Source organism: Nocardia sp. NPDC052112 (genome assembly GCF_040680135.1).
In the GTDB taxonomy this organism is placed as follows: Bacteria; Actinomycetota; Actinomycetes; order Mycobacteriales; family Mycobacteriaceae; genus Nocardia.
This window is the reverse complement of the sequence record NZ_JBFAWD010000022.1, coordinates 108,920-120,301: the sequence shown is the minus strand read 5'-3', so window position 1 is coordinate 120,301 and position 11,382 is coordinate 108,920. Positions and strand designations below refer to the sequence as shown.

General features: G+C 64.3%; 16 protein-coding genes and 1 pseudogene. 7 read left to right on the top strand and 10 right to left on the bottom strand.

Annotated features, from left to right (window positions below):
- Positions 1–48 precede the first annotated feature (48 nt).
- From AB0L58_RS33390 to AB0L58_RS33365, 6 genes are all read right to left on the bottom strand, one after another.
- Entirely contained in the window at positions 49–456 is a 408-nt protein-coding gene (locus tag AB0L58_RS33390; RefSeq protein ID WP_364393193.1) for a hypothetical protein, read from the bottom strand.
- Positions 457–625: 169 nt separating this feature from the next.
- Entirely contained in the window at positions 626–838 is a 213-nt protein-coding gene (locus AB0L58_RS33385; RefSeq protein WP_364393191.1) for a hypothetical protein, read from the bottom strand.
- Positions 839–849: 11 nt separating this feature from the next.
- Entirely contained in the window at positions 850–1,299 is a 450-nt protein-coding gene (locus tag AB0L58_RS33380) for a hypothetical protein (RefSeq protein ID WP_364393189.1), read from the bottom strand.
- Between the two features lie 60 nt (positions 1,300–1,359).
- Positions 1,360–1,677 carry a hypothetical protein gene (locus AB0L58_RS33375; RefSeq protein ID WP_364393187.1) on the bottom strand — a complete coding sequence of 106 codons (318 nt, stop codon included), beginning with the start codon at positions 1,675–1,677 and terminating at the stop codon, positions 1,360–1,362.
- Positions 1,678–2,046: a hypothetical protein gene (locus tag AB0L58_RS33370; RefSeq protein ID WP_364393185.1), complete on the bottom strand. Its 369-nt coding sequence runs from the start codon at positions 2,044–2,046 to the stop codon at positions 1,678–1,680. It lies immediately after the preceding gene.
- A gap of 244 nt (positions 2,047–2,290) precedes the next feature.
- Positions 2,291–3,037, bottom strand: a complete 747-nt coding sequence (locus AB0L58_RS33365; RefSeq protein ID WP_364393182.1) for a GntR family transcriptional regulator — start codon at positions 3,035–3,037, stop codon at positions 2,291–2,293.
- 47 nt (positions 3,038–3,084) lie between these two features.
- Between AB0L58_RS33365 and AB0L58_RS33360 the strand changes: the two genes are divergently transcribed.
- The 5 genes and pseudogenes from AB0L58_RS33360 to AB0L58_RS33340 all read left to right on the top strand — a co-directional run bounded on the left by AB0L58_RS33360 (position 3,085) and on the right by AB0L58_RS33340 (position 7,089).
- Positions 3,085–4,173, top strand: coding sequence for a DUF1152 domain-containing protein (locus AB0L58_RS33360; protein WP_364393180.1), 1,089 nt, complete (start codon positions 3,085–3,087; stop codon positions 4,171–4,173).
- 60 nt (positions 4,174–4,233) lie between these two features.
- A complete protein-coding gene (locus AB0L58_RS33355; RefSeq protein ID WP_364393177.1) occupies positions 4,234–5,778 on the top strand; it encodes an AMP-binding protein in 1,545 nt (514 codons plus the stop codon).
- Entirely contained in the window at positions 5,738–6,250 is a 513-nt protein-coding gene (locus tag AB0L58_RS33350; RefSeq protein WP_364393175.1) for a DUF6879 family protein, read from the top strand. The genes AB0L58_RS33355 and AB0L58_RS33350 overlap by 41 nt, the downstream gene beginning before the upstream one ends.
- Positions 6,202–6,432, top strand: a pseudogene (locus AB0L58_RS33345) (helix-turn-helix transcriptional regulator); the annotation flags it as partial. The gene AB0L58_RS33350 and the pseudogene AB0L58_RS33345, both read left to right, overlap by 49 nt.
- Positions 6,433–6,450: 18 nt before the next feature.
- Complete coding sequence (locus AB0L58_RS33340; protein WP_364393212.1) at positions 6,451–7,089, top strand: DUF5753 domain-containing protein; 639 nt, start codon at positions 6,451–6,453, stop codon at positions 7,087–7,089.
- Between the two features lie 63 nt (positions 7,090–7,152).
- Here AB0L58_RS33340 and AB0L58_RS33335 read toward each other — a convergent pair whose 3' ends face one another.
- The 3 genes from AB0L58_RS33335 to AB0L58_RS33325 all read right to left on the bottom strand — a co-directional run bounded on the left by AB0L58_RS33335 (position 7,153) and on the right by AB0L58_RS33325 (position 9,249).
- A complete protein-coding gene (locus AB0L58_RS33335) occupies positions 7,153–7,284 on the bottom strand; it encodes a hypothetical protein (RefSeq protein ID WP_364393173.1) in 132 nt (43 codons plus the stop codon).
- Complete coding sequence (locus AB0L58_RS33330) at positions 7,281–7,625, bottom strand: YrdB family protein (protein WP_364393171.1); 345 nt, start codon at positions 7,623–7,625, stop codon at positions 7,281–7,283. The genes AB0L58_RS33335 and AB0L58_RS33330 overlap by 4 nt, the downstream gene beginning before the upstream one ends.
- 241 nt (positions 7,626–7,866) lie before the next feature.
- Positions 7,867–9,249 carry a serine hydrolase domain-containing protein gene (locus AB0L58_RS33325; RefSeq protein ID WP_364393169.1) on the bottom strand — a complete coding sequence of 461 codons (1,383 nt, stop codon included), beginning with the start codon at positions 9,247–9,249 and terminating at the stop codon, positions 7,867–7,869.
- 164 nt (positions 9,250–9,413) lie between these two features.
- Here AB0L58_RS33325 and AB0L58_RS33320 point away from each other — a divergent pair, with 164 nt between their 5' ends.
- Positions 9,414–9,983, top strand: coding sequence for a Uma2 family endonuclease (locus AB0L58_RS33320; protein ID WP_364393167.1), 570 nt, complete (start codon positions 9,414–9,416; stop codon positions 9,981–9,983).
- A 77-nt stretch (positions 9,984–10,060) separates the two neighbouring features.
- Here the strand turns inward: AB0L58_RS33320 and AB0L58_RS33315 are convergent, their stop codons facing one another.
- The gene (locus AB0L58_RS33315; RefSeq protein WP_364393165.1) at positions 10,061–10,621 is read right to left on the bottom strand and encodes a peroxiredoxin-like family protein; all 561 of its coding nucleotides are present in this window, start codon (positions 10,619–10,621) and stop codon (positions 10,061–10,063) included.
- A gap of 71 nt (positions 10,622–10,692) precedes the next feature.
- Between AB0L58_RS33315 and AB0L58_RS33310 the strand changes: the two genes are divergently transcribed.
- Positions 10,693–11,304, top strand: a complete 612-nt coding sequence (locus AB0L58_RS33310) for a TetR/AcrR family transcriptional regulator C-terminal domain-containing protein (RefSeq protein ID WP_364393163.1) — start codon at positions 10,693–10,695, stop codon at positions 11,302–11,304.
- The last annotated feature ends 78 nt before the right edge of the window (positions 11,305–11,382 follow it).

Below are 11,382 nucleotides of genomic sequence, written 5' to 3'. Positions count from 1 at the left end.
CGGTACACGAAGGCACGAGCCCCGCATCTGTGCGGGGCTCTTGCGGCGTTACTGGCTCAGCCCGTGATGACTTGCCCGCGTCTTCAATTCGGTCGCGGCGCTCGGCTTGCCGTTCCATAAGTGCAGCTGATAGTCAGGATCCTTGATCGTGGCCTCAGTCTTGTACGCCGGATCCATATCGGCGACATACAGCGCGAACGTTCTCGCCCCGAGGTCGGTGCCGTTAAATGCTTTCGCGATATCGGTCGCGATCGGGCGCAGAGCATCGGGTGTGCGCGAGTCGGACACGCACAGGTCTATCGCCACACCGACCAAGCCCGGCTCATCGCTCTGGGTGCTCACGCACCCGGTGACTACCTGCACGCCCGCCGGGAGTTGCAGCCCGGCCGCGAACGCCGCGAGATCAGGGTCGGAAATTGGCGACGACGGATAGCAGCCACCGGCAGCGGGCGCCACTGTCGCCGCCGGTGCGGCCGACACTGACGACGAGTGCGCAGCGTGGCTGTCGTCGGTGCTCGTCGAGCTGCAAGCCGCGACCGCTACGGACGCATCGGCGAAGACCAAAACACTCGCAACGGATTTCATGAATTCCCCTCATCGGCGTGCGTGACAGTAGACGTTCCGGTCACGCCGACTTCGGCTCGTAGTCCGCATAACGGCGTGGCGAATTGGCCATCGCCGTTGCGGTGATCTCATCTGCGGCCTTCATCAGCAGGGCAATCGCCGGATGTTTCGGCGTACCCGCGATCGCGTGAAGCTCCTCCACAACCGCCTGGATCCGGTCACACAGTTCGCGCGACTTATCCATGTCGAGGCCATTGGCCTGGCTGTCGGACATATTCGCCTCTCTCATCGGCTAGGGCATTGACTGGACGGTACCTCGCGCACGGTCGAGTAGTCACTGAATGCGAAGGGTGTCCCCTGAAGGCGGCCGAGGATGCTCACAGCCATTCGCCAGCGCCCCGCGTAGCAGGCGGCGGAGACTTCGTAGGTGGCGAAGCCCGGCGCACCCGGGGGGATGCTGCTGTCGGTCTTGGAACAGGCCGTCTCCCATCGCCCGTTGTTGTCGTATTGCAGCGCGAGGGTCAGGGTGTGTTCTTCGGGCGGTGCGTCGCACTGCGCCAAGCCTCGCGCGGTGATTTGTGGTGTCAGCACCATCGGCAGGGTCCGCGAAAACTCGAACCCGCAGGACTTGGCCGAGACGTCGACCGGCTGCGCCGAGGCCGCGGCCGGGGCGGTGCCGAGCGCGGCGGCACCGAGTATTCCGACGAAAATGATTGTGTTACAGCGGGATAGCATTATTCAGTTCCTTCGTTGAGTTGGGAAATTACGCGCGTTGTATCGGGCGAATCAGACGTCCTACCGCTCGACATATGCGGCGGGCCGGAGCACGCCGGCGTCGATCAAAGTCCAGACCGCCTCATGCTTTGCGCCGCACGAGTCGGCATCGCAGTTGATGCGCGCACGGAATACGCGGCGCGCTTCATCGATGCTGTACGAATAGTCCGGTGCACGGTGGCACCGGTCGCGAGCGATGCGCGCGAGTATTTCCGTGCTGGGGCGTTCACCGTCGACGTGCACCGGGCGGTCGACAAGGTACGGCAGCACATAGAAGACCACGACGCCCAACGTCAAAACCCCTGCGGCGGTTGCGCATACAAGTCCAGTCGTCGACATCTAGCCGACCTCCGTGTCGTCGATGGAGATCGGCTCGACGGCGATCACGGTGCGCTCGTCGATCTCGTGGTGGTCATCCAAGGCGAATGCGAACGTCTGGCCGATAAACCCGTGATCGTCGACAGGCGCCCATGATCCGTCGTCGCGCTGCAACCAGCCCGCCGGGCGATCGGTTCTATCGTCGGCCTCGCGCATCGCGATAAGCGCGGCCTTGCCTGCTCGCTCGATAGCGGCCATGCAGTAGCGGCAAATCCCGGTGTCCGGCTCGGCATCCTCATAGGTGCAGCGGGGGCAGGGCTTCGCCGTTAGGTCTGTGGGTGCGGGTCGATCTGCCCACTCACGGACCGCTTCCGCGAACACCTCGACCACATCGCCCGGTGCGCCGCTGTACCTACCGGGCGGCCCGACGAAGGGATCACGCTGCGGCAGTGTGGAATCAGACGATGCGACCATGGGCCACCCCCGGCAGGTAGACGGATGATTCGCGCCCGCCGCCGAGGATGAGGGGGGTCACCCGACGGCGGGGCGTAGGTGAACTATGACACATTTATGTGTAAGTGTCATAGGACAGTTCGTCAACCAGTAAAGATTTCTGGCCAGCTTCCCGAGATGCCTAGAAAATTATTGGATACTCCTGCCGGAACGCCCAACGTTCCGGCGGATACACCGCTTCGTCGAACTGGAACGGGCGATCGTCAGAGTCGTAGGCCGATAGCCAGTAGACCAACGCTGGCGCGTGCTCGCCAAGTCCAAGTGCTTGTCGTTCCGTCGCGCTCGCATCCCGGGCGCATACCTGGTCGCGGGCGTACGCCGATCGAATACCGAGCACACCAGCGAGATAGGGGACGGTCCCACCACGCAGGCGCTCGGCCTCTAGTAGGCGCGGTGCCGCTTCGGCCAGTGAAGCATCGAACCAGGATGTCGACAGCTCGATCGGTCCACTATTGCCGTCGATCACCCGCTGGCGCTGGATCACTGCGGAACCTGCGGGAAGGTCGAGCGCGTCCGACACATACTCGGGCGCATCGACGATGCCGACGAACGGGAACCGCACTGACTCCGAGTCGGAATACATGGTGCCTAACGCAGCAGCACGTTCGAACCGCTCCCGCGCTCGAGGCGCGGCCTGGGGCGCACGCACGTAGGTGCCACTTCCGCGGCGCGATTCGACAAGACCTTGCTGCCGCAATGCGTCGAGAGCCTTGCTGGCTGTCGGCCGGGCGACGTGCCACTCCGCAGCGAGTTCGCGCACCGACGGGACCTCGCCACCAGGAGGAAGGTCGCCGCGCACAATCTGATCTCGGAGATACCCGGCGATCTGTAGATACTTCGGCAGTACCTCTTCGATTTCGGGCAACATTCCTCCGGGTGTCCTATGTCACTGGACAGAGTACTATGAGCCACCCAATGACCAGCAAAGCAATCATGATCGCCGCAGGGGGAGGTGGCGACGTCGTCACCGCGTCGGTACTCGCGGTGAAGCTTCGGCAACGGTTCGACATCGTGGCCATCATGAGTTATTCATGGGACCGCCTCATCGTCGACCCAACCCCTGGGCCACGTGGCCGCGGCGACTTCGACGGTCTGACCGGACATCACGAACTGATCGCTGAGGTGACCGTGTCGACGAGACTCCACGGCCCCGGTTGGTCGACACTGCCGCCGCTCGTTCCCTACCTGGCGCACCCCCTAGTGCTCATGGACCCGGCCGGTGGTGCGATCGGTCTCGCGGCTCAATTCCGCTCTGCGGCTGAACTTTTCGGCGCGGATGTGTTGATCGTCGTTGATGTCGGCGGTGACATCCTCGCTGAAGGACACGAGGCTGGACTACGCAGCCCGTTGGCCGACTCGCTCACGTTGGCAGCCGCCATACAGTCGGAAATACCTCTGCACCTGCTCATCGCCGGGGTTGGGCTCGACGGGGAGCTGACACCGCCTGAACTCTGCACGCTGCTAGATCGCCAGGGCTCGGCGGCGGTCGCCGAACTCGGCGCTGCTGATGTGTCGATGGTCGCCGAAGTGTGGAACTGGCACCCGTCCGAGGCCAATGGACTGCTTTGCGTCGCCGCACAAGGATGGCGCGGTGAGGTCGAGTCCCAGCGTGATTCGCTCATCAGGATCACCGATGACGCTGTGGTGGTATATGAGGTCGACGCCTCCGGCGTAGCTACGCACTCACTCGCGGCCGACTTGTCCGACACCACGTCACTGGACCAAGTCGAGCAGCGCATTCGCGCCCGTCGCGGCTACAGCGATATCGATACCGAACGCATTCGGTTGTCCGCACATCGAGAACGGCGGACACCAACCGCTAACTCAATTGTCGATATCGACCGTTACGCGCACGCCGCGTCAGTCCGCGGCATCAACGCCCTGACAATCCGCCGTGTAATCGAGCTTACCGGCGCGATGGGGGCGGACGCAGGAGAGGCGTTACGCGATCTGCTCAGACGCGAGCGGCCGAGCAATATGCGGCCACCCCTATACCTGGTGTGACCGGTCATCTGACAACCCTAGGTTTGACTGGCGCGTGAAATACGTCCCCTGCATCCACTCGTGCCAGCGTCGGCATTGGCTCAACAGGCCGAGTTGCTGGACCACCACTACGTCGGTCTGTCCGATATCCAGCGGGCCGCCGGAATCGCCTCGCACTTCGACACCCTGCTGGTGTTCGAGTCGTATCCGATCGATCGGGAGGCGATCGCCGCGGCGAGCTCGATCGATGGCATGTCGGTGACCGATGTCGGTGTGGATAGTGCGACGCACTACCCGCTCACCCTGCAGGTGACCGCGGAGTCCACCCTCGAATTCACCCTGGAGTACCTCATCAGCCGGTTCACCGCCGATGAGGTGGAAACCCTGTCCACCAGGCTGATTCGGGTACTGGACGCGCTGGTCGGCGATGCCGCCGGACTGGTCGGTGATATCGATATCCTCGATGCGGATGAGCGGGCTCGCCTGCTCGTCGAATCCGGTATCGCGACAACGGCGCCAGCGCCGGAACCGGTGGGCCGGGTCGGTGCGCGCACGGTGTCGAGGGTGCTCGCCGAGGTGGTCGAGGCGGATCCGGAGGCGCCCGCGCTGCTGGTCGAGGGCGACGAAATCGCCTACCACGAGCTGGATCGTCGTTCCTCGCAGCTGGCCAGGGTGCTGATCGCGCACGGTGCCGGGCCCGGCGATGTGGTGGCCCTGGCGCTGCCGCGTTCGGTGGACGCGGTGGTCGCGGTCTGGGCCATCCAGAAGGCCGGTGCCGCCTGCTTGTTCGCCGGTGATCTGAGTGCCGCCGAAATGGCCACCGCCGGGGCCATTTTCGGTATCACGCTGGAACCGGTCGACGGCCCGATCAACTGGCTGGTCCCGAGCGATCCGGCAGTGCAGGCAGAATTGGCCACGGCCCCATCGCATCCGGTCTCCTACGCCGATCGGGTCCGCCCGCTCGCCGAGGAGCACCCGGCCTTCGTGGTCCTCGCGGCCGACGGCACGGTCCGTGCCTTCAGCCAGACCGAGGCACTCGAACAGGCCGAGCAGGTCCGCTCGGAGTACGACATCGATTACGAGTCGACGACCTTGACCACCGCCGTCTCGGGCCGAGTCGCGTTCCTCGAATCCCTGTCCGCGGCGACCGCCGGTGCCCTTTCGGTGCTCCCCAGCACGGATGACATCGCGGACGACCTGGCCGACGGCGAGGTCACCCACTGGTTCGTCACCGTGAACGAGCCGACGGATGCCGCGGATGAGGACATCCGGATCGTGGTCCTGGGCAGCGGCGGGTCAGGACAAGGCCATTGCCCGACGCTGTACGCCACCGACCAAGACAGCTACCTCGTCCAGGGGTGGCAAACCGACCACTCCGGCACTATCGAGATCCCACACTTGCTGCTCGGGTTCGCTGATCCGGATACGTTCGTCGGGGCGACCATGACCGACACCGGCCGGGGAACGTTCACCATCTCCGGCCGACCGATTACGGATGCTGAGACGCTGGATCAGCTCGACTTAGCCGAAGATGAGACGGCTATCGAAGTGCCGAGGCGAGAAAGGAAGTTCTACGGTGCGACTTGTGCAAGGCGAGGCGTTCTGGGATCTATTTCGGCAAGCTGAGCGCTCAGCGTTCCATCTCGAAACCAAGGACGCCTACGACGTTGACGACGAGAACCCGCAGCTCGAGCGGTTCCTTGCCGGACACAGAGACGACGACTACGCATGGTTTCTGCCGTGGCTGAACCTGATGCGGGACGCCACGAACAGGGGCGTCGCAGTCTCGCGGGTGCGAGTAGTCACGGTGCCGCTGCCGGACTATCACCGTTGGTTGTTGTCGATCACACCCGAGAATGCCGAGGCGGGGGAGGACATCCGTTACATGCCAAGGCATCTCGCCGGAGAACTCCCGGCAGATGACTGGTGGTTGTACGACGATTCGCTAGTCGCCTTCAACGTCGTTGACACCAACGGCTCCGGGGTCGGAGGCGCCACGACCGACGACCCGCGCATAGTCGCCTACTGCCGCAGCATCCGAGAACGGCTGTGGAAACTGGCTACGCCCTACGCCGAGTTCGCGCACGCCACGCTGTGACAAACTCGGTTCATGAACAGCGGGAAGCGCTCGGGAAGCGCCTCCGCGAGATCAGGAAGGACGCCGGACTCACTGGACGCCAGCTCGCCGCTTTGGCGGGCTGGCACGAGTCGCTTGTGTCCAAGATAGAAACCGGCCACCGAACTCCCACCGAGGCGCAACTACGCGCGTACTGTGTCCACACGGCCACGGAGAGCCAGTTGTCCGACCTCGTCGCGACCGTCCGCAACATCGAATCGGCGTACCTCGAATACAGGCGCTTGCTACACACCGGCACCAAACGCCGACAACAACAGTCGGTGACGCTTGCCGAACAGGCAAAGCTCATGCGGATCTACGAACCGGTGCTGATCCCAGGGATGCTCCAGACCGCCGCATACGCCGAGGCGGTACTACGCCGGGTCACCGAGTTCTATCGGATACCCAACGACGTGGACCAAGGCGTATCGAAACGGCTTGAACAGCAAAAAGTCCTCTACCGCGGTGACCACCGATTCCATATCTTGATCACTGAACAGTCGTTGTCTACGACTGTGGGCAACGCTGAGGTGATGACCGGTCAGCTGGATCGGCTCCTAGCTGTCATGGGGCTACCTCGGATGCTGTTCGGCGTGGTGCCATCGAATGCCGAATGGCTTACGCCTGCAACTAACTTCGTCATGTTCGATGACCGAATGGTGATGGTTGAAGCCATCACAGCAGAGTTGACCATCACGCAACCCCGAGAGATCGCCTTGTACGCCCGAGCGTTCGAAACGCTCGCAAGGCAGGCTGTGACCGGCAAGGATGCTCGGGCGCTGGTCGGGACCGCGCTCGACCGCTGGCGTAGCAAGCCCTAGATTTTCGGTCGATTGTCCGGGTCTTGAATACCGCTGTGGATGTCATCGACAGCGAAAGGCAAATCACAACGCGATGTCGGCTGTGTAGGTCAGTACGAGCGGAATGTTGAAGTACGCCAGTGATCCACGAGCATTGACCAGCACGCGATCCTGGAAAACCGGCTCGCGGTGACCGACGCCATGCGAAGCGCTCACAGGGTCAAGTGCCCGAGCCTGATCGCCAGCAAGTTCGCGACCAGGACGGTGACGAAGACCACCGCGGCCGCCCGGTAGTGCACGGCCCAGAGCCCGACCGCCGCGCCGCCGAACACCACGACCTTGGTGGCCAGCGTGAGCAACGGGTGGTCGAATGTCGCATTCGGCGATGCGAACAGGCCCCAGGCCAGCGCTGCGAGGAGAGGCACGCCGACCGCCAACGTCGGCTTGACCAGAGTCGCGTCGGCGGTCTTCCAGCCCCACAGCCCCAGCGCCGCGAGCGCAACCAACTCCATCACGAACGCCAGTGTGAGGTTGGCCCATTTCCAGACTTCCAACATGTCTACTCTCCCTCAGTTTGAGAGCGTCGCTCTCTAATGAGAGCAGTGTGCACGTACGGTTCACTCTTCGTCAAGCAGCTCACGAAACTCGCTCCGGCCGCATGGTCCGGTCCGCCACCGGGGATGCGGCGACCACGGATCCCGCTCGCGAACGCTCCGCGTCACGCAACTCGACGCCTATTCGAGGAGTGAAAGCCGTTGCCGGTGTGCGGCAACGGCTTTCACTGTTCTTGCCGCGACTTCAGGGCTGTTGGACTCGACCGAACATCCGACCGGCCAGATCGGCGCCCACGATCCGGCCGTTCTCGTCGCGGGTGAAGAAACCGCGCTGGCCCTGCAGACCGCCACTGGTGACGACGTATTCGTCGCGGTTGCCGGGGAGCAGTCCGAGACCCGCCGCTGGAAGGTCCGGGGGGAGTTCGATTTCCGAGGCCGCGCGGACTTCTGGCTTGATTCCGCAGGCGATCGTCAGGCCGGTCTCATCGGTGCCGATGGTGAGTGTCATGGCGTCGATTTCGTAATCGCCGATGATCTCCTCGGCCCGCGCCGGATCGAAGGGGAGGGGTTCGGGATCCTTGTCGACCACGCCGAGGTAGTGCTCGAGCGCCCACCGCACCACCGCCTGGTTGAACTGGATGCCGTCCTCCGGACCCGCATTGGACATGACAGTGATGGCGAAATTTCGCTCCGGCACCGTAACGAGTTCGGCGAATTGGCCGTTCGACGAGCCGCCGTGGCTCACGATTCGCACACCGTCCACCTCGCGCAGGAACCAGCAGATGCCGAAGGCGTCGCCGAGTGAGCTGCCGGGCAACTCGACGGTCTGTTCCCGCATTCGTGCCAGTGCCTCGGCGGGCATGACCTGCTCCCCGTTCTCCGCCCGGCCGTCACCGAGTTGAAAACGCGCCCAACGCAATTGGTCGGCCACCGAGGATACGATGCCGCCACCGGGATTATTGGCGCGCGTGTCCTTCCACTCGCGCGCGACCGTCAGCGCGCCATCCGCACCGCGATTGTGTCCGACCGCGAAGCGCCGAGACATGATCTCGCTCAACAGATAGCGACTGCGCGACAGCCCGATCGGGTCGAGCAGCAGCTGTGCGACCGCCTTCTCGAAAGTCAGCCCGGTGACCTTCTCGACGACCCGCCCAAGCAGGTTGTATCCAGCCTGCGAATAGGAGGCGCGAGCACCGACCGGCGCGACCAGGTCCAGCTCGTTCAGTCGCGCCACATACTCGGCGAGCGCATCGTCCCCGTCCCCCGTCTCGACGATCAGCCGAATCCCCAGCCCCGCGGTGTGATTGAGCAGATTCAGCACCGTGAGCTCCGCCGCCGCCGCGTCATCGGCCAGCACCAGCTCCGGCACGTACCGCCGCACCGGCGCGTCCAACTCGACCTTGCCCTCCGCGACCAGCCGCATCACCGCCGTCGCGGTGAACGTCTTACTGACCGACCCCAACACGAACATCGTGTCCCGATCCACCGGCACCGGACTCTCGATACTCGTCACACCGTGCGCGGCGAAAACCTCCAGCCCATCAACCCACACCCCGACCGCGGCCCCCGGCACCCCGAACTCGGCAGCCATCTCCGCCACGAATGCATCCAGCGCAACTTCAGACATCGTCCAACCTTTCCGTTCTGTCCGCCCACAGCATCGAGGTCTTCCGTGCCCCGTGTGTCCGGCCTGCCCAGTACCATGCCCACCCCTGCTGATACGCCGCTGACACGGCTCAGTGGGACCTGGTCCAGGTTCATTTCCGTCCGACGAGGTGGCAGTGTGATCACATGCCGATTCCCGGATTGCGCGATTGGACGGCCGCTGACCTCGATCACCTGCCCGAGAACGGATTGCGGTACGAGGTGCTGAACGGTCAGCTCATCGTCACCGCTGCCCCGACGCCTCGGCATCAGACTCTGATCGCCTGCCTGGTCCGGGCTCTCGAAGTCGCGCTGCCACCTGGCCACGTCGTACTCGCGGGCGTGGGAGTTCTGGTCGGCGATGACGAGCCGGTTCCCGACCTCATCGTGGTGAGCGGCCCGATCCAGTGGGATGACAGTGCTGTCCTGGTCGAGCAGGTGAAGCTGGTCGTCGAAGTGGTGTCCGAATCAACGGCGCTGCAGGACCGTATGGTCAAGCCAGTGCTGTACGCCGCGGCCGGTATTCCGAACTACTGGCGCGTCGAGATCAATCCGTTCGGCGACCAGCTCGTGAACGAAGCGTTGCCGGTCGTGTTCACCCACGTCCTCGGTGCCGACGAGACCTACGCGCAGAAGCATCGGGTGGCGACCGGAGACATTGTCACCGTGCGCGATCCCTTTGAATTCACAGTGGATCCGGCTTCGCTGATGCCCTGAGTCGACAGTGCGGTTCACGGCGGGCCTGTTTCATCGGTGGCAGCGCACAGGCCCGCACGATCGTCGAGCTTCCACGGTCAATGCTGGGGCTCACTGCTCGGCACGAGCGCGAGCAGTTCATCCACGGACCATTGGTCATCAGCATGTTTGCCCAGTTTGCTGGCAACGACGCGCCCGCCCGGCGCGATGAGGAAGTCGCCCGGCAGCCCGAGGCGCCCGCCTTCGGGTTTCGTTGGGGGAGCGGGCTTTTCCTTGCGAAAGACCGCCAGGCTCGCGGTCGTGACGCCGCGGATGATGGTGGGCCAGGCGCGGGGGTCGAGGAGGGCGCGGGGTTTGGCCTCGATGCCGAATTCGCGGTACAGGGTTCGGGTCGGGTCGGCGATCAGGTCGAAGGGGAGGTCGCCCTCGTATTTGCGCAATTCGGCTGCGCTGGAGTGGAATACGACGACTTCGCGGATATCGGCCGCCAGGATTTCGGCGTGCCGGACCGCGAACGAGCGCAGGTGCAGATTGCAGACCGGGCATCCGGCGAAGCGGCGGAACTGCAGGTGGATCAGGCAATCCTGATCCGGAATCCGAATGGTGCTGTCGGCGATGGTGACCAGTTCTCGGGCGGGCACCGTGGTCGGCAATGGCATGGAAACTCCCTTCGTAGGTGTACGACGTACTCCTACGACAAGTATGCGCGTACCTTGTACGCTGTCAACCCGTGCCCCGCCCTCGCTCGCTGACCAGCCCCGCCGTCGCGGCCGCCGCCGTGGCGGTGCTCGACCGCGACGGTCTGTCCGGCCTCACCATGCGCGCGGTCGCCAAGGAACTCCGCATTGCCACCATGGGGCTCTACCGCTACGTCGCCGACCGCGACGAACTCGAGATGCTGATCGTCGACCACCTCTTGGCCGATATCGACCTCAGGCCACCGGCCGACCCGGACTGGCGCGACCGCGTCACGGCGCTACTGGATCGAATGCGCACGACGGTATCCAGCCACCCGGCAGCGGTCCCACTGGTCGTGCGCCACCGTCAGTCCGCCCCCAACAGTCTGCGCTGGATCGAAGCGATGCTGACCGTCCTCACCGACGCGGGCTTCACCGGCATCGACCGAATCCTGGCCCAACGCACCCTCATGGCCTTCCTGCTCGGTCACCTCCAGAACGAGCATTACGGCCCACTCTCGGGCCAGGGCACCACCGCGATGACCCGACTGGACCCCGCCGACTATCCGGTACTCGTCGAAACGGCCACCGCCGCCGGAAATGTCGACGCCGACACCGAATTCCGCCTCGGCATCGAAATCGTCCTGCGCGGTCTGGCCCCGTAAACCTCGGCCAATGCCGCCAGAGTTGCTGCCGCGCATCGATTCGCGCGCCACGCACGTTTTCGCCCGGCGAATTCGTGC